The following is a 16,836-nucleotide window of genomic DNA, read 5'->3' on the forward strand; positions in this document are numbered from 1 at the left end:
TCAGACCTCGGCAGACGTGGCGGCGCGATTGAGTTCGGCCAGGGACAGGTGACGGTCGAACAGCGGCGCCAGACTCTGGTCGTGGCTGACGAACAACAGGCTCGACCCGGCCTCACGGCACTCGGCGAACAACAGGCGAATGAAGTTTTCCCGGGCGTCGTAATCCAATGCCGAGGTCGGCTCGTCGGCGATCACCAGTTCCGGCTGACCGATCAACGCGCGCGCAGCGGCAACCCGTTGCTGTTGACCGATCGACAGCGAATCGGCACGGCGTCCGAGAATGCCTTCGTCCTTCAAGCCCAGGTGGGCGAGCAGGGTGGCGGCTGCCTGATCGACACTGCCATGACGCTGTTTCGCACGTTCTGCGCGCAGCTTCGAAAAGTGGCACGGCAGCTCGACGTTCTCGCGCACCGAGAGAAACGGCAGCAGGTTGAACTGCTGGAAGATGTAGCCGGTGTGATCGACACGAAAGCGATCGCGAGCGCCGGCACCCAGTTCGGTCAGTTCCTGGCCGAGCAGGCGAATGCTGCCGCGACCGGGCTTCTGCACCCCGCCGAGGAGGCCGAGCAGGGTGGTCTTGCCGCTGCCGCTGGGGCCCTTGAGGAACAGGGTTTCACCCGGTTCCAGACGAAACGCCGGGATGTCCAGCAGCGGCGGGTGACCGGGCCAGTTGAAGCCCAGGTCGGACAGTTCGATGAGTGCTTGGGTCATGGTGCCGGTTCGTGATCAGAATTTCAGGGCGGCGGATTTGGCCGTCACTTCCGTGCCTTGCTGGCCGTTCGGGCTGATCAGTTGTACCTGAATTTTCTGGGTCGCCGGGAAGGTATTGAAAATGTTCGCCAGATCCAGAGTAGTCAAGGCGCCCGGTGCTGCGCAGGTGAACTGGTAGTGAGCGTGGATTTCGCTGTGATCGTGGTGATGCGCTTCGCCGCCCTTGGCGTCTTCATCGTGGTCATCGTCGTCATGATCGTCGGCATCCGGCTTGTCACCGAACAGCGGGCTCGACAGTTCCTGACGGGTGACCTTGCAACCGGCGGCGGCCGGCAGGCTGAACAGCGCCAGCGGTTTTTCGAGTTGCGCGCGAGCGGCAGCGACCTTGGCCTTGTCGGCATCGCTGGTGGCGACGTGTTCGAAGCCGACCAGGTTCATCGCCGGGCTTTCCAGCTCCAGTTCCAGGGTCTGGCCGTCGAGCGCAGCGTTCAGGCGACCGACGCCATGTTCGTGGGCACCGAGGCTGCCGTGTTCATGATCGTGGTCATGCTCATCGGCAGCCTGGGCGATGGCCAGTGGCAACAGGGCAAACGGCAAAGCGAGCAGCAGACGACGCATGGCGAACTCCGGGAAGTAAAGTGAAGAGTTTGTTATGTAATCTTATAACGAAAGTGCGCAGAGTTTGCCCGCCCCGCACGCTTTGCGCAAGGCATCACTGAGCACCGTCCGGGATGTTCCCGGAGCGGCACGTAGATTGAATGTCACGATTTTTGAATCAGAATCCGGCGCCGGGATAGTCGAACCAGTAGCCTCCCGTTAGCACATGGCGGATCAGACTTTCGTCGAGCAGGTTCGGAGCATCGCGAGTGAAGCGCTGGCGCCAGGCTGGAAGCCACCAGTAGTTGATCGCCGTTCCACGCGGAAGTACCACCACCTTCATGACCTCCGGATCTATTTTGTGCTCTGAGTAGAGTTGATGGCTGCGATCCATGAAGCCCATGTACTGACTGATCGGCAACTGGAACATCAACGCCGTAGTGAAGATTTTTTCACTCTCACTGAACGCGGGATTTTGCAGTATCTGTAACGCTTCACATGCGTACGGCTTTGGTTGGCCGGCAATTTTTTGGCCTTCGGGAGTAGAGAGTATGTCGAAGCGGTCATCCATATCGCGCCATCCGATACGTCTATTACTTTCAAAGTAATTGTGAATGATGGCGCTCAACGGCCCTGGTGCTGCGCCTTCGGAGGTGCAGGCTGAAAGGTCGGCAGGCGACCAAAAGCGCCATGCCACAACGAGCAGGAGTGAAGCAGCCAGGATTATCCAGAGTCGTTTCATTGTGGTTTGCTGTACTTGTAACGTCGGAAGATGGTGAAGTCGTGGTCACTGCGAGCAGCATTACCCGATGCGATTCGAAAACCTGCGTCGTTGACTTCGATTTTGTCCCAGCCTGCTGAAATGCAGACACCTTGAGTCAGAACAAATCCGACGTGACCGCTGGCATCAGAGTAATTGACAGCATACGCACCAACGTCTCCGGGTAGGGGAGATTTCTCTGCGTTCCAACTATTGAGCAGCCGGGTCTCATCTGCCCATTCCCCTGCGGTTGGCGGGCTCACTTTGGAATAGCCCGGGATGTATTTTGAAGAGCCATGTTCGATCATCGCCACGTTGACACCGATGGCAGTCAATACGTCATAGACGAACACATTGCACTTGTTTGATTCCGCCCTGAACTCCACGCTTTTCTTAAGCGTTGGATGCGGTAAAGAATGTTTGACTTTGTTGCCGGCCCATTCAGTCGAACCTCGGTGTGATAGCGCCTCCATCAGTATGCGGCGCGGCATGTCCTGGATGACCACCTTTACGGTGCGGGTTTCATCCCTCCGTTTGACGCCATACTCGACCTCGTAGAATGTGTCGTTAGAGACTTTGCCGCTGGTGGATAGGGGCACTTTTACCCAAGGTGATACTGCAACTATCGACAGCGATTTACCTGAATTCAGCGTGGCTGTATGCATTGCCTTTTTTGCGCCGGAGTTACCAACAATTTGAACGGTGACTTCGTAGCTGTCACGGCTTTTTATCGAAGGTAATTTCTGGGCGTCCAAGCGGGTAATAGCGGTTTGAGTCTTGTCCGAAACGAGTGAGTAGATGCGGGGTTTGTCATCGTTTTGAACGATGTTGTCATCAATGACAAGTCCGTCGATCAGCAACTGAAACTTCACGCCTTTTGGTGGCTGCATCAGAAAGTCTTTAAAGACGAGTTTGATTTCCGACTTCATGGCAAGTCCTGATTCAGGGATTCTTCATAAGCGTAAAACGTCCACTCGGACTCTTCACCGACCAACAGAGTGTCGTAATCCGAATGGCTTTCCACAGGGTGTTCGCAGCCTTCGCCTGTTGCATTACAGGTGATGTCTTGCAGGACGGCTGTTTTTTTCTTGTCTTTGAGTCTGTAGGCAAGTCCTGGTTTCTGGGAGTCGTCCAGGCGTTCGATGATGACTTGCAGATAGCGATGTGAAGTCGGGGCGGTAATCGAAGGGCCCATATCGATGGGCGCTGGACGGCCAATGCCGGCGAAGCCGCTGTGTTGCTGAGTGAGCAGTTTGTTGGCCATGGGCGGGCAGCCGCAGGCGATATAGTCACCCTCCAGTGCAGCTGGGCCGGCGGGCAGGATCAGAGTTCTTTCGCCAACGGCGACAATCGGTCCTTGGCCAGCACTGCACGCCGGGCAACTGGCAAGTTGCCCGATCGAGGCGATGATTTTGCCTTCGATACGCAGGTTTTCGTTTCCTTCGAGAATCACGCCACCTGTAGAGGTGGGGCCTCCCTTCGACGCCAGTTTTCTTCCTGAAGACATGGGGTTCCTTCCCATGAAAAAAAGAAGAAATGTAGCCGATAAGGCAAGCGTCGCCAGCTTCTGACACTTGGCGTTACACAAGTCCCATGGGAGCATGCAGGTCAGAAATGTGCGGGAGCGAAGTTATGTTGCGGATACGCGGAACCGTTGGCGAGTTGCCGGTGGATTTGACCCTGGAACTGGATGAAAGCGACTGGGCGCGGCTCGGTTCGCAGTTTGGCGTGCAGGTGCAGGCGGCCCAGCCGCAAGCAGCCGTGGCGCCGGTGGCGAAACCGGTGAATCAGGATGACGCGTTGTGGCAGGTCGCCAGGGATTTGTTGCGCAAGGCCGGGCAACTCAGCGGGCCGGAGCTGCTGGATCAACTCGAAGGGCTGACCGGCAGCGCGGCGGCGGGCAAGCGCTTGCTGGTGCGCCTGCGTCATTCATCCGACGTGAAAGTGCTGAGCGGCGGGGATACGCCGCTCTACAGCTGGATCGAGTAAGCGCTTAGTACAGCGCCGCAAACACCTTGCGCCGGTAAGCGGTCACCAACGGGTGATCGTTACCCAGCAGTTCGAACACTTGCAGCAAGGTCTTGTGTGGCAGGCCTTCGCCGTAGCTGCGGTTGCGGATGAACAGCTTGAGCAGAGCGTCCAGCGCCGCTTCGTATTGCTGACGGGCCAGTTGCTGGATCGCCAGTTGATACACCGCTTCATCGTCCTGCGGGTTCTGCGCCAGACGGCTTTTCAGGTCGGCGGCGTCCGGCAGGTCGCGGGCCAGACCAAGGAACTTGATCTGCGCCTTGGCACCGGCCAGTGCGGCTTTGTGCTCGTCGCTTTTGACCGCGTCGAGCACGGTTTGCGCTTCGCCCAGTTCACCGCGCTCGGTCAGGCAGCGGGCATACAGGATCAGCGCCTTGGCGTTGGTGTTGTCTTCATTGAGCATCACCACCAGCGCGGCTTCGGCATCGGCGTAACGGCCTTCGTCGAACAGCGCCTGAGCCTGTTCGAATGGATCGGCGGCTGCCGGTGGCGGCATCTTCACATGCGGTTCGAGCAGGGCACGCACGGCGGACTCCGGCTGGGCCCCGGCGAAACCGTCCACCGGTTGACCGTCCTTGAACAGCACCACGGTCGGCAGGCTGCGGATACCGAAGCGGGCGACGATGTCCTGCTCGACGTCGCAGTCAACCTTGGCCAGCAGCAACTCGCCCTGATAGCTCTCGGCAATGCCTTGCAGCATCGGCATCAGCGCCTTGCACGGCGCGCACCATTCGGCCCAGAAATCCACCAGCACCGGTTTTTGAAAAGAAGCCTCGATCACCGACTGGTCGAAGTCGGCCGTCGTGGCGTCGAAAATGTACGGCGTTTGCTGACTCATGGGGTATCTCGTAAAAGCGTGAATGGGGCAACTATACGGTCAGGCGCGGGCCGCGTGGTAGAGGCTGACATGGCGAAACTCTTCGGGCTCGGCCAGATCCGGCAGGGTCATGGCTTCGAGCATTTCGATCCGCCGGTACAGCGGATGACGGAAATCCCTGACCCGCGAATCCGCCACCAATGCTTCGCGACCGCGACTGAGAAACGCATCGAGCAGCGGCAGGTTCTCGCGGTCGTACAGAACGTCGGCCACCAGGATCAGATCGAAGCGATCCGCCTCGGCGAAGAAGTCCGTGGAATAACTCATCTGCACGTCATTGAGTTCAGCGTTGGCCCGGCAGGCGGCAATCGCCAGCGGATCAAGGTCGCAGGCCACCACTTCCAGTGCTCCTGCCTTCACGGCGGCAATCCCGGCGATCCCGGAACCGGCGCCGAAATCCAGTACGCGTTTGCCACGCACCCACTCGGGAAATTCCGCCAGGTAACGCGCCACCGCCAGGCCGCTGGCCCAGCAGAAACTCCAGTACGGCGGTTCGTGCAGGATTCGCCGGGTTTCGTCCGGGCTGAACTCCCGGGCCATGTTGTCGCCGTCGATCAGCCACAGTTTCAGATCAGTGTCCGGCAGCGGGCAGGCCACCAGCCGGGCATCACCGAGCAACTCGCCCAGCGCCTGTTGCAGGTCTAACGGTGCATTCATGGGGCTTTGACAAATTGCAGTTGGCCCAGCGCCTGGGTGGTCGGCTGGCTGATGGTCTGCGACGGCAGGTGCAGGATCAACTGGCCGGATTGAGTGGCGCGGCCCCGCAGTTCGACCCGCGCGCCGGCCGGGAAGGCGTCAGGGTTGAAACGCAGGCGAAACGGCAGAACCTGGTTGTTGCCGATCAGGCTGGAGCTGGCGAGTAACTGCTGTGGGCGACCTTTCTCGTCGATCACCAGCAGCGCCAGTTCGACTTCGGCGCCAGCCGGCACGCCTTGCAGGGTGCCACTCAGTTCACGTTGATACGCAGGCAGCGGGCCGAGGTCGGCAGCTTCCTTGGCCTTTTTCTGCGCCTGTTGCGGCGCCGGGCCCGGTGTTGGCGGCTGCGGCTTGGGCGCGTCGCTGCCACAGGCCACCAGCAGGCTGAAAACACTGAGCAAAACGAGCGGTCGTAACGACATTGGCGGCTCCAGCAAAATGAAATCCATGGATCAAACGATCATGGCAGTCTGTATACCGCAAAGCCTATGGCTTGTCTTGCCACCGGGATGCGCTACCATGGCCCTCCCTTTTTTTGTTGCCAGCCACCATGCACTGTCCCTTCTGCGGTGCCAACGACACCAAGGTCATCGACTCGCGTCTGGTCGCCGAGGGCGAACAGGTGCGCCGCCGGCGTGAATGCCTGGCCTGCGGCGAACGTTTCACGACGTTCGAGACGGCCGAACTGGTGTTGCCGCGCCTGATCAAAACCGACGGCAGCCGCCAACCGTTCGACGAAGAAAAACTCCGCGCCGGCATGCAGCGCGCCCTGGAGAAACGTCCGGTGAGCGTCGAGCGTCTCGAGTCCTCGCTGGTGCACATCAAACACAAGCTGCGCGCCACCGGCGAACGCGAGGTCAAATCCCTCGTGGTCGGCGAACTGGTGATGGCCGAGCTGCAAAAGCTCGATGAAGTCGCCTACATCCGTTTCGCTTCCGTGTATCGCCGCTTCCAGGACCTCAACGAGTTCCGCGAAGAGATCGACCGCCTCGCCCGTGAACCGGTGAAAGAATGACCAGCGCCGCCGAACAGGCCATCCTCGACGCCCACTTCATGGCCCGGGCCCTGGAATTGGCGCGCAAAGGGCATTACACGACCCATCCCAATCCACGGGTCGGCTGTGTGATCGTGCGCGACGGGCAGATTGTCGGCGAAGGCTGGCATGAACGTGCCGGCGAACCCCACGCTGAAGTACACGCCCTGCGCGCCGCCGGTGAGCTGGCCCGGGGCGCCACGGCTTACGTCACCCTCGAACCTTGCAGCCATCACGGTCGTACACCGCCGTGCGCCGATGCACTGGTGAATGCCGGCGTCGGTCGGGTGGTTGCGGCGATGCGCGATCCCAATCCGCAAGTCGCCGGACGCGGATTGCAGCGTCTGGCCGATGCCGGCATCGCCACCGAAAGCGGTGTGCTGGAAGGCGAAGCGCGCAAGCTCAATCAAGGTTTTCTGAAACGCATGGAACACGGCTTGCCGTTCGTTCGTGTGAAGCTGGCCATGAGCCTCGACGGTCGCACGGCGATGGAGAGCGGTGAGAGCCAATGGATCACCGGGCCTGCCGCACGTTCGGCGGTGCAGCGTTTGCGCGCCCAGGCCAGCGTGGTGCTGACAGGCGCCGACACGGTGCTGGCCGATGGCGCACGACTGACCGTTCGTGCCGATGAGCTGGGTCTGGATGCCGAGCAAACCGCGCTGGCCCTGAGCCGTCCGCCGCTGCGCGTGCTGATCGACGGGCGTCTGCGGGTGCCGCTGGATGCGCCGTTCTTCAAGGCTGGCCCGGCGCTGGTCGCGACCTGCGTGGCCATCGAAGAGCAATATGCCCACGGCCCGGAATGCCTGATCGTGCCGGGTGATGACGGTCAGGTCGATCTGCGCCAATTGCTGATTGAACTGGCCAGCCGTGGCGTCAACGAAGTGCTGGTCGAGGCCGGCCCGCGACTGGCCGGTGCGTTTGCCCAGCTCGGCCTGGTCGATGAGTTCGTGATCTTCATCGCCGGCAAGTTTCTCGGCTCCACGGCGCGTCCGTTGCTGGACTGGCCGCTAGCCTATATGAAGGATGCGCCGGAGCTGAAAATCACAGAAATTCGCGCGGTTGGCGATGACTGGCGAGTCACTGCAATCCCTGTCTCATCGGCGAGCGTATAATTCCCGGCCATCGCGTTAGCGCTGGCTTCGTTCTCAAGGAGAACCCCATGTTTACCGGCATCATCGAATCCATCGGCAGTATCCGCGCACTGACCCCAAAGGGCGGTGATGTGCGGGTGCATGTCGAAACCGGCAAGCTCGACCTGAGCGACGTCAAACTCGGCGACAGCATCGCGGTCAACGGCGTGTGCCTGACCGCTGTAGAGCTGCCGGGCGACGGCTTTGCCGCCGACGTCAGTCGCGAAACCCTCGACTGCACCGCCATGAATGACCTGAAGAGCGGTAGCCCGGTCAACCTGGAAAAAGCCCTGACCCCGACCACCCGTCTCGGCGGACATCTGGTCAGCGGTCACGTCGACGGTGTCGGCGAAGTGGTCTCGCGCAGCGATAATGCCCGCGCCGTGGAATTTCGCATCCGCGCGCCGAAAGAGCTGGCCAAGTACATCGCCCACAAAGGCTCGATCACCGTCGACGGCACCAGTCTGACCGTGAACGCGGTCGATGGCGCCGAATTTCTGCTGACGATCATCCCGCACACCTTGAGCGAAACCATCATGGCGTCCTACAAGCCAGGTCGCCGGGTGAACCTGGAAGTCGACTTGCTGGCGCGTTATCTCGAACGCCTGCTGTTGGGCGACAAGGCTGCAGAGCCGACCGCCGGCGGTACGATCACTGAAAGCTTTCTGGCCGCCAACGGCTACCTCAAATCCTGACTGAAGGGGGTGCCTTGTGGCGCTCAATAGCATCGAAGAACTGGTTGAAGACATCCGCCAAGGCAAGATGGTCATCCTCATGGATGACGAAGACCGCGAGAACGAAGGCGACCTGATCATGGCCGCCGAATGCTGCAAGGCCGAGCACATCAACTTCATGGCCAAGCACGCCCGTGGCCTGATCTGCATGCCGATGAGCCGCGAGCGCTGCGAAACCCTGAAGCTGCCGCTGATGGCGCCGCGCAACGGTTCCGGTTTCGGCACCAAGTTCACCGTATCGATCGAGGCCGCCGAAGGCGTGACCACCGGCATCTCCGCCGCTGACCGCGCGCGCACCGTGCAAGCGGCTGCGGCGAAAGACGCGAAAGCCGAAGACATCGTCAGCCCGGGCCACATCTTCCCGCTGATGGCTCAGGCCGGTGGCACCCTGGCGCGCGCCGGTCACACCGAAGCGGCTTGCGACCTGGCACGCATGGCCGGTTTCGAGCCGAGCGGCGTGATCTGCGAAGTGATGAACGACGACGGCACCATGTCCCGTCGCGCCGAACTGGAAGCTTTCGCGGCCGAACACAACATCAAGATCGGCACCATCGCCGACCTGATTCACTACCGGATGATCCACGAACGTACCGTTCAGCGGATTGCCGAGCAGCCACTGGACAGCGAACTGGGCCAATTCAACCTGGTGACCTATCGTGATTCCGTGGAAGGCGACGTGCACATGGCACTGACCCTGGGCACCGTTTGCGCCGAAGAACCGACCCTGGTTCGCGTGCACAACATGGACCCGCTGCGCGACCTGCTGATGGTCAAGCAACCGGGTCGCTGGAGCCTGCGCGCCGCCATGGCTGCGGTTGCCGAGGCCGGCAGCGGTGTGGTGCTGCTGCTCGGTCACCCGCTCGATGGCGACGTGTTGCTGGCGCACATCCGCGAAACCGGCGATCAGGCGGCGGTGAAAAAACCGACCACCTACAGCATCGTCGGTGCCGGTTCGCAGATCCTGCGTGACCTCGGTGTGCGCAAAATGCGCCTGATGTCCGCACCGATGAAATTTAATGCGATATCCGGTTTCGATCTGGAAGTTGTAGAATACGTGCCCTCCGAATAATGACCGGTTGTTTCCGGACCCGAATTCGCGGCAAATAAATCACTGAGGGACGCGAAACAGACGCGTCCCGGCTCTTTAAGAGATCTGACGAATGACCCTGAAGACCATCGAAGGTACCTTCATCGCCCCTAAAGGCCGCTACGCTTTGGTAGTAGGCCGTTTCAACAGTTTCGTGGTTGAAAGCCTGGTCAGCGGTGCAGTTGATGCCCTGGTTCGCCACGGCGTGAGCGAAAGCGACATCACCATCATCCGCGCACCTGGCGCCTTCGAAATCCCGCTGGTTGCGCAAAAAGTCGCCCAGAAAGGCGAGTTCGCAGCAATCATCGCCCTGGGCGCGGTCATTCGTGGCGGCACTCCGCACTTCGAATACGTGGCTGGCGAGTGCACCAAGGGCCTGGCCCAGGTGTCCATGGAATTCGGCGTACCGGTCGCTTTCGGCGTCCTGACCGTTGATTCCATCGAGCAAGCCATCGAACGTTCCGGCACCAAGGCCGGCAACAAAGGTGCTGAAGCTGCCCTGTCCGCTCTGGAAATGGTCAGCCTGCTGGCGCAGTTGGAGGCCAAGTGATTAGCGACGAAAGCGATCGTTTCAACCCGCGCGATCCGAAACCTGCGGATGCCGGCAAGCCATCGAAGAGCGTCAAGCGCCGCGAAGCCCGTCAGCTCGCGACTCAGGCTCTGTATCAATGGCACATGGCCAAGGCTTCGCTGAACGAGATCGAAGCGCAATTCCGGGTCGATAACGATTTTACCGATGTCGATGGCGCGTATTTCCGCGAAATCCTGCACGGGGTTCCGGCCAGCCGCACCGAAATCGACAACGCGCTCACGCCTTGCCTGGATCTGGCGATCGAAGAGTTGGACCCGGTTGAACTGGCGGTTCTGCGTCTGTCCACCTGGGAGCTGCTCAAGCGCGTCGACGTGCCGTACCGCGTTGTGATCAACGAAGGTATCGAACTGGCCAAGGTGTTCGGTTCCACCGACGGCCACAAGTTCGTCAACGGCGTTCTCGACAAGCTGGCTCCGCGCCTGCGTGAAGCTGAAGTCAAGGCGTTCAAGCGCTGATCAGCGCTTGATATCGCAATGGGCGAGTTTGAGCTGATCCGCAATTTCTTCGCCGCCGCGCCTTGTGCGCAGGGTGGCGAAGGCGTTGCACTGGGGATCGGCGACGACTGCGCCTTGCTGGCGGTTCCTTCCGGGGAGCAGCTGGCGATTTCCACCGATACGCTGGTGGCCGGCGTGCATTTCGCCGATCCCTGCGATCCGTTTCTGCTCGGTCAGCGCTCGCTGGCCGTGGCGGTCAGCGACCTCGCTGCCATGGGCGCCACGCCCGTTGCCTTTACCCTTGCCCTGACCTTGCCGACGGTGACTGCCGATTGGCTGCAAGCCTATGCCCGTGGTTTGAACCGTATGGCGCAAAGCTGCAGCGTGGCACTGGTTGGCGGTGACACGACGCGTGGGCCGTTGAGCCTGACCGTCACCGTGTTCGGTCGCGTCCCGGCCGGAAAGGCCCTGACCCGCAGCGGCGCGCAGCCGGGCGATCTGCTGTGCGTCGGCGGCGAACTGGGCAATGCCGCAGGGGCCTTGCCGCTGGTGCTCGGCCAGCGCGAAGCCGAGCCGGACATCGCACAGCCGTTGCTCGATCATTACTGGTCGCCGCAACCGCAACTCGCCCTCGGTCAGGCCTTGCGTGGCAAGGCTACGTCGGCGCTGGATATCTCCGATGGCTTGCTCGCCGATTGCGGCCACATTGCACTGGCCTCGAAGGTTCGCCTCGAAGTCGAGCGTGAGCGCGTGCCGCTGTCGGAGGCGCTGGTGGCGTTTCTCGGTCAGCGCGGCGCCGAGCGTGCGGCGTTGAGTGGTGGCGATGATTACGTGCTGGCCTTTACCTTGCCGTCCGTCGAATTGCCGGCGCTGCTGGCCGATGGCTGGCCGATCCATGTGATCGGGCGCGTGGCCGAGGGGCAGGGCGTGGTGCTGCTGGATCGCGAAGGGCATGACATCACCCCGCAAATCCGGGGTTATCAACATTTTCAGGAGTCACCGTGACAGATCACCCGAAACAGGTTCCCGGCGAGTTCGTTCCGCCGTCGGTCTGGCGCAACCCCTGGCATTTCCTCGCGTTCGGCTTCGGTTCCGGCACCTTGCCGAAAGCACCGGGCACGTGGGGGTCGTTAGTTGCGCTACCCTTTATTCCGTTGTGGCAGATGTTGCCCGACTGGGGTTACTGGCTGATGCTCGGGATCACCATGCTGTTCGGCTTCTGGCTGTGCGGCAAGGTCGCCGACGATCTGCGGGTACACGACCACGAAGGCATCGTCTGGGACGAAATGGTCGGGATGTGGATCACCCTGTGGCTGGTGCCGGAAGGCTGGTACTGGTTGCTCGCCGGGTTTTTGATGTTCCGCTTCTTCGACATCCTCAAGCCATGGCCGATCCGCTGGATCGACCGGCATGTGCATGGCGGCGTCGGCATCATGCTCGACGACGTGCTGGCGGGCGTGTTCGCCTGGCTGGCGATGCAGGGACTGGTGTGGATTTTCGCCTGATTTCAAGGCGTGGATGAGGGACACAGGGATGGCTCGACGCGGCTTGGCGATACTGTTTTTTACCCTGCTGGGTGTACTGGTCGGTGCGGTGGCACAGGCGCAGGACGCCCCACCGTCAGTCATTCACCTGGCCAGCGAAGAGTGGGAAGACTACACCGCTGCCGACGGCCACGGCCTGGGCTGGGACGTGTTGCGCAAAGTGTTCGAGCCGGCCGGTGTGACTCTGGATATCCGCTCCGTGCCGTACACCCGTTCGGTGGGCCTGGTGCAACTGAAGGAAGTCGACGCACTGGTCGGCTCCTATCGCGGTGAAGCCGAGCAGGTGCTGTACCCGAAATGGAACTTCGATTCCGACCACATCTACGCACTCGGCCTTGCCAGCAATCCGTCGCCGACCCAGGCGAACCTTGGCAAGTACCGACTGGCCTGGGTGCGGGGTTATCGGTATGAAACCTACCTGCCGAACGTCAAGCGCTTCAACCAGATCGAACGCCGCACCGGAATCCTGTCGATGCTCAAGCAGGGGCGGGCGGATTACTACATCGATGCGCTGACGGAAATCGAAGCGGTGGTGAGAAACGCCGCCGACCCTTCGCAATACCATTACTCGCATCTGGCGGAGTTGCCGCTGTACCTCGGTTTCGCCGACACCCCGCAGGCCCGCGCACTGATGTCGATCTACGACCAGCGCATGGAACAACTGGTGAAAAGCGGCGAGCTGAAACCGATCTTCGAGCACTGGAAGCAGCCGTATCCGTTCGAGTAAACGCGATGATCTCGGGCCTGTTATCAAACTTTTTGATCGTTATGGCCGATAATTCAGCCTAAGCGTCTGCAGGAACCTGCTGTTACAATGCCGCCCAGCGAATCTTCAGACTTTTTAGATCAGGAGCACACCGGTGCCTGTCGTTTTTGTCGCCGCTTCCAAGCTGCCAACGCCTTTTGCGCAATTCACCATGCACGGTTTTCTCGATGAAGCCACCGGCCGCGAGCACGTTGTGCTGAGCCTGGGTGAGATTGCCGACGGTGCCCCGGTACTCGGCCGGTTGCACTCCGAATGCCTGACCGGCGATGCCTTGTTCAGTCAGCGTTGCGACTGCGGCTCGCAACTGGAGGCCGCCCTCAAGGCGATCGCCCGTGAAGGTCGTGGCGTGTTGCTGTACCTGCGTCAGGAAGGCCGTGGCATTGGCCTGCTGAACAAGATCCGTGCCTACGAGTTGCAGGACGGTGGCGCCGATACCGTTGAAGCCAACGAGCGTCTGGGTTTTGCCGCCGACCAGCGTGACTACGCCATGTGCCTGCCGATGCTTGAGCATCTGGGCGTGAAATCCCTGCGCCTGATGACCAACAACCCGCGCAAGGTCAAAGCCCTGACCGACATGAATATCGTCGTCGCCGAGCGCGTGCCGCTGCACACAGGCCACAACCCGCACAACAAACTCTACCTGGCGACCAAGGCCAGCAAACTCGACCACATGATGGGCAACGAACATCAGGGCGAGGTAGACCGGGCGTGACTCGCGGTCAGGTGCGGCGCCGTCTGTCAGTCGCCTGGTGGAAATACCTGGCGCTGGCGCTGGTGCCGCTGTTTGTTCTCAATGCCGTGTTCGGCGAGAGCGAAGCGATCATGCCGGTGCTGGCGATGCCGTTTTTCATTGCCGGCGTGGCCTCGATGTTTGTCAGCCTGAAGTTTTTCGGCCGTTACAAACATGCGCTGATCGCCACGCAAAAAGCCCTCGATACCCCTGAAGAACCCGCTGCGTGGATAGCCCTTGCGGCTCGTCGTCGCACAGCGTTTCTGGTGGCGGGGTTGCCGGCGTGGATCGGTGCACTGGCGGTGTTCGTCGGCCTGGAGGCCGTGCCGCTGATGTTGCTGGCGCTGTCCACGGCGGTGCTGTTCTACCTCTACCGTATCCCGCGTCAACTCGGTTGATGCGTCGTCTCTGGCTGGCAGTTCTGCTACTGGCCGTCAGCAGCGAAACCCTGGCCGCTCTGCGAGTGGTCAGTCTCGCGCCATCCTTGTCTGAAATCGTCGTCGAGCTGGATTCGGCCGATCTGTTGGTGGGTGTGCTGGATGCCGGTGACCGGCCGTCTGCGATCAAGGATGTGCCTTCGGTGGGTCGTTATGGTCAGCTCGACATGGAGCGGCTGCTCAGCCTCAAGCCTGACTTGTTGCTGCTGTGGCCCGGCAGTGTCGGCCCGGCCCAGCGCGATCAGCTCAAACGCCTGAACATCCCGACTTTCGTTGCCGAACCCCACAGTTTCGAGCAGTTGATCACGCAGATCGAAGCCATCGCTGCGCAGCTTGGTCGCCCTGAGCGCGGGGTTGAGCGGGCGACCGGGTTGCGGCGCAAGCTTGATGACCTGCGCCAGCGCTATCGGCGGGAAACACCGTTGCGGGTGTTCTACCAGGTCTGGGACAAGCCGCTGTACACCGTCGGTGGCGGGCAGATCATCAGCGATGCGCTTGAAGTGTGCGGTGCACGCAATGTGTTTGCCGACCTGACATTGCCGGCGCCGCAGGTGAGCATCGAAGCCGTTTTACAGCGTGACCCCGAAGTGATTTTGGCCGGCGACCAGTCACAACTGAACGCATGGAGCGCCTGGCCGCAGGTGGCAGCGGTCAAGCACAGGCAGTTGCTGCTGGTCACCGACAAAGGTCTGGAGCGTCCGAGCGGGCAGATGATCGAGGCGACCGCCAAACTCTGCCAACTGATTGCGCCAGACCGTTGACCGCTACAGCTGTGGCGTCCAGGTCACCCCGAACATGAACGCCCGACCTTCCTCGCGATAGCCATACTGACTGCCGTCATGGCTGTACAGCGCTCGGCTGTAACCCTTGTCCAGCAGGTTATCCACCTTGAAATCCAGCTTGATTTCACGGTTCAGCGCCCAGCTGCTGCGCAGTCCGAGCAGCGCATAACCACCCAATGGTTGTTGATTGTTCAGGTCGTCATAACTGCTGCTGACGGCCTGCCAACTGGCACCGAGACCGAGACGATCGAACTGCCGGTCCAGATCCCAGCTCAACGTCCGGCGTGCACGGCGCGCCAAGGTGTGGCCGGTGTCGCGGTCGCGGGGGTCGATGATTGCGACGCCGAGGTTGCTCTGCCAGCCCAGCAGTTCCTGTTTCAGCGCTGCCTCAAAGCCGTTGATCCGCGCCGACGCGACGTTCTCTGGCCGGGAGTTGCTGCCGAAGATGATCGCGTCTTCCAGGTCTGTCCGATACAGCGAGGCTTCGAGGCGGCTGCTGTCGCTCAACTGGCTGCGCCATTGCAGCTCGTAGCTTTTCGAGGTTTCCGGTTTCAGATCAGGGTTGTTGAAGTCCGGGTAGTACAGGTCGTTGAAGGTCGGTGCGCGGAAACCTTCGCTGTAGCTGAGCAACAGATCGTTGTCCGGGTTGACCGGCAATGTCAGCGTGCCGCTCCAGCTGTTCTGCCCGCCGAACTGCTGATTGTCGTCACGGCGCAGGCCGAGCTCGGTGGAGAAACTGTCGGCCTGGAAGCGATGCTGGATGAACGCAGCACGGTTCCAACGGCTGTCTTCGTCGAACGCGGTGCTGCTGTTGACCCGGTCTTCGTACCAGTCACCGCCGAGGATCAGGCTGTTGCGCGCATCCAGGGTCAGGTCGTTCTGCCAGGTCACCGAGTCGCGGTAGGTGTTGAACACCGAGCGTTCGTCGCTGAGCTTGTCGAACGTCTTCTCGCGGTTTTCGCTGTGGCCGAGTTCCAGGCGCGATTTCCAGCGCTCGTTGATCCGCGCGTCGATGTAGCTGCTGAAACTGCTGACGGTGAAATCGCTGTAGGGCTGCTGCTGGACGGAGTCGAAGGTGACTGGGTCGAAGCGTCCGAACGGGTTGTCGAACTCGCTTTTGCCACGGTTATCCAGCAGGTTGGCGCCGACTTCGACATCATCGGTCAGCGCATGGCTGAGGCTCAGACTGATGGATTTGTTGCGGTAGGCGTCGTGGTCGCTGTCGCTGGGATACGACTCGTGGGTGCGGTCGAGGCCGGCGGTTTCATCAAGGCTGGCGCCGAGGTTGAAGCGGGTTTTCTCGTCGCCGCCGGACAGGCCGACACTGCGCTCCCAGGTCTGATGGCTGCCGAATCCGACATGCATCCGCGGCTGCAAGCCTTGTTCGCCGCCGCGCCGGGTGAAGATCTGAATCACCCCACCAATTGCATCGCTGCCATAGATCACCGAACGCGAACCGCGCAGCACTTCGACGCGTTCGATTTGCTCGATGTTCAGGTGTTGCAGGTTGCTGTCGCCGGAGGTGGAGTTGCCGATGCGCTGGCCATCGACCAGCACCAGGCTTTGCGCCGACTGGGTACCACGAATGTAGATCCCCGGCAGACTGCCGCGCCCGCCGGTTTGCGCCACTTGCACGCCCGGTACCCGTTGCAGCAGGTCGGTGACGCTGCTCGGTTGCAGGCGCTCGATGTCTTCGCGGGTGAACACGGTGTTGGCGGCGCTGCTGTCGTTGCGAGCTTCCACCTGGCGGTTGGCGCTGATCAGCATGTCCGGCAGCTTCAGGGCCTGATCGCGTTCGAAGGTATCGGCGAGGGCGTTGGCGGTTGGCAGCAGGAGAAGGGGCAAGGCGAGGCGCGAGAGGTTCATCGGTATTCCGTTGGTATTTCCGGTGTGCGCAA

Annotated in this window: 22 protein-coding genes; 13 read left to right on the plus strand and 9 right to left on the minus strand. The window is 61.2% G+C overall.

What is annotated here, in order from left to right; translation table 11 throughout:
- From AC3WRD_RS10415 to AC3WRD_RS10435, 5 genes are all read right to left on the minus strand, one after another.
- Window positions 1–711, minus strand: a complete 711-nt coding sequence (locus tag AC3WRD_RS10415) for an ABC transporter ATP-binding protein (RefSeq protein ID WP_096820744.1) — start codon at window positions 709–711, stop codon at window positions 1–3.
- 15 nt (window positions 712–726) lie between these two features.
- Window positions 727–1,329: a DUF2796 domain-containing protein gene (locus AC3WRD_RS10420; RefSeq protein WP_102620874.1), complete on the minus strand. Its 603-nt coding sequence runs from the start codon at window positions 1,327–1,329 to the stop codon at window positions 727–729.
- Window positions 1,330–1,486: 157 nt separating this feature from the next.
- A complete protein-coding gene (locus tag AC3WRD_RS10425) occupies window positions 1,487–2,050 on the minus strand; it encodes a hypothetical protein (RefSeq protein ID WP_096820746.1) in 564 nt (187 codons plus the stop codon).
- Entirely contained in the window at window positions 2,047–2,997 is a 951-nt protein-coding gene (locus AC3WRD_RS10430) for a CHAP domain-containing protein (protein WP_096820747.1), read from the minus strand. The genes AC3WRD_RS10425 and AC3WRD_RS10430 overlap by 4 nt, the downstream gene beginning before the upstream one ends.
- Complete coding sequence (locus AC3WRD_RS10435) at window positions 2,994–3,575, minus strand: PAAR domain-containing protein (RefSeq protein ID WP_255261922.1); 582 nt, start codon at window positions 3,573–3,575, stop codon at window positions 2,994–2,996. Before AC3WRD_RS10435 ends, AC3WRD_RS10430 begins: the two co-directional genes overlap by 4 nt.
- Window positions 3,576–3,700: 125 nt before the next feature.
- Here AC3WRD_RS10435 and AC3WRD_RS10440 point away from each other — a divergent pair, with 125 nt between their 5' ends.
- Window positions 3,701–4,057, plus strand: a complete 357-nt coding sequence (locus AC3WRD_RS10440; protein WP_096820748.1) for a hypothetical protein — start codon at window positions 3,701–3,703, stop codon at window positions 4,055–4,057.
- A 4-nt stretch (window positions 4,058–4,061) separates the two neighbouring features.
- Here the strand turns inward: AC3WRD_RS10440 and trxA are convergent, their stop codons facing one another.
- Genes trxA through AC3WRD_RS10455 form a run of 3 tightly spaced genes read right to left on the minus strand, consistent with a single transcriptional unit; the run spans window position 4,062 to window position 6,091 of the window.
- Window positions 4,062–4,934 (minus strand): thioredoxin, encoded by an 873-nt coding sequence (gene trxA, locus AC3WRD_RS10445; protein WP_102620873.1) that lies wholly within the window; start codon window positions 4,932–4,934, stop codon window positions 4,062–4,064.
- 39 nt (window positions 4,935–4,973) lie between these two features.
- Complete coding sequence (locus AC3WRD_RS10450) at window positions 4,974–5,630, minus strand: class I SAM-dependent methyltransferase (RefSeq protein WP_085712325.1); 657 nt, start codon at window positions 5,628–5,630, stop codon at window positions 4,974–4,976.
- Complete coding sequence (locus tag AC3WRD_RS10455; protein WP_102620892.1) at window positions 5,627–6,091, minus strand: YbaY family lipoprotein; 465 nt, start codon at window positions 6,089–6,091, stop codon at window positions 5,627–5,629. Before AC3WRD_RS10455 ends, AC3WRD_RS10450 begins: the two co-directional genes overlap by 4 nt.
- A gap of 128 nt (window positions 6,092–6,219) precedes the next feature.
- Between AC3WRD_RS10455 and nrdR the strand changes: the two genes are divergently transcribed.
- The 12 genes from nrdR to AC3WRD_RS10515 all read left to right on the plus strand — a co-directional run bounded on the left by nrdR (window position 6,220) and on the right by AC3WRD_RS10515 (window position 14,917).
- The gene (gene nrdR / locus AC3WRD_RS10460; RefSeq protein WP_003228656.1) at window positions 6,220–6,684 is read left to right on the plus strand and encodes a transcriptional regulator NrdR; all 465 of its coding nucleotides are present in this window, start codon (window positions 6,220–6,222) and stop codon (window positions 6,682–6,684) included.
- Window positions 6,681–7,814, plus strand: coding sequence for a bifunctional diaminohydroxyphosphoribosylaminopyrimidine deaminase/5-amino-6-(5-phosphoribosylamino)uracil reductase RibD (gene ribD / locus AC3WRD_RS10465; RefSeq protein ID WP_102620872.1), 1,134 nt, complete (start codon window positions 6,681–6,683; stop codon window positions 7,812–7,814). Before nrdR ends, ribD begins: the two co-directional genes overlap by 4 nt.
- Window positions 7,815–7,861: 47 nt before the next feature.
- Window positions 7,862–8,527, plus strand: coding sequence for a riboflavin synthase (locus AC3WRD_RS10470; protein ID WP_102620871.1), 666 nt, complete (start codon window positions 7,862–7,864; stop codon window positions 8,525–8,527).
- A gap of 16 nt (window positions 8,528–8,543) precedes the next feature.
- Entirely contained in the window at window positions 8,544–9,635 is a 1,092-nt protein-coding gene (ribBA, locus tag AC3WRD_RS10475; protein WP_065259547.1) for a bifunctional 3,4-dihydroxy-2-butanone-4-phosphate synthase/GTP cyclohydrolase II, read from the plus strand.
- A 91-nt stretch (window positions 9,636–9,726) separates the two neighbouring features.
- Window positions 9,727–10,203 (plus strand): 6,7-dimethyl-8-ribityllumazine synthase, encoded by a 477-nt coding sequence (gene ribH / locus AC3WRD_RS10480; protein ID WP_003228649.1) that lies wholly within the window; start codon window positions 9,727–9,729, stop codon window positions 10,201–10,203.
- Window positions 10,200–10,700: a transcription antitermination factor NusB gene (gene nusB / locus AC3WRD_RS10485; RefSeq protein ID WP_096820751.1), complete on the plus strand. Its 501-nt coding sequence runs from the start codon at window positions 10,200–10,202 to the stop codon at window positions 10,698–10,700. Before ribH ends, nusB begins: the two co-directional genes overlap by 4 nt.
- Before the next feature lie 18 nt (window positions 10,701–10,718).
- Window positions 10,719–11,684 (plus strand): thiamine-phosphate kinase, encoded by a 966-nt coding sequence (gene thiL, locus AC3WRD_RS10490; RefSeq protein WP_096820752.1) that lies wholly within the window; start codon window positions 10,719–10,721, stop codon window positions 11,682–11,684.
- Window positions 11,681–12,184 (plus strand): phosphatidylglycerophosphatase A family protein, encoded by a 504-nt coding sequence (locus AC3WRD_RS10495; protein WP_096820753.1) that lies wholly within the window; start codon window positions 11,681–11,683, stop codon window positions 12,182–12,184. Before thiL ends, AC3WRD_RS10495 begins: the two co-directional genes overlap by 4 nt.
- 28 nt (window positions 12,185–12,212) lie before the next feature.
- A complete protein-coding gene (locus tag AC3WRD_RS10500) occupies window positions 12,213–12,950 on the plus strand; it encodes a substrate-binding periplasmic protein (RefSeq protein WP_102620870.1) in 738 nt (245 codons plus the stop codon).
- 133 nt (window positions 12,951–13,083) lie between these two features.
- Window positions 13,084–13,701 carry a GTP cyclohydrolase II gene (ribA, locus tag AC3WRD_RS10505; RefSeq protein ID WP_065259552.1) on the plus strand — a complete coding sequence of 206 codons (618 nt, stop codon included), beginning with the start codon at window positions 13,084–13,086 and terminating at the stop codon, window positions 13,699–13,701.
- Window positions 13,698–14,117 (plus strand): MFS transporter, encoded by a 420-nt coding sequence (locus AC3WRD_RS10510; protein WP_096820755.1) that lies wholly within the window; start codon window positions 13,698–13,700, stop codon window positions 14,115–14,117. Before ribA ends, AC3WRD_RS10510 begins: the two co-directional genes overlap by 4 nt.
- On the plus strand, window positions 14,117–14,917 hold the full coding sequence (locus AC3WRD_RS10515; protein WP_102620869.1) for a cobalamin-binding protein: 801 nt from the start codon (window positions 14,117–14,119) through the stop codon (window positions 14,915–14,917). Before AC3WRD_RS10510 ends, AC3WRD_RS10515 begins: the two co-directional genes overlap by 1 nt.
- A 3-nt stretch (window positions 14,918–14,920) precedes the next feature.
- Here AC3WRD_RS10515 and AC3WRD_RS10520 read toward each other — a convergent pair whose 3' ends face one another.
- A complete protein-coding gene (locus tag AC3WRD_RS10520; RefSeq protein WP_102620868.1) occupies window positions 14,921–16,804 on the minus strand; it encodes a TonB-dependent receptor domain-containing protein in 1,884 nt (627 codons plus the stop codon).
- Between the last annotated feature and the right edge of the window lie 32 nt (window positions 16,805–16,836).

This window comes from Pseudomonas sp. FW215-R2, assembly GCF_058789255.1.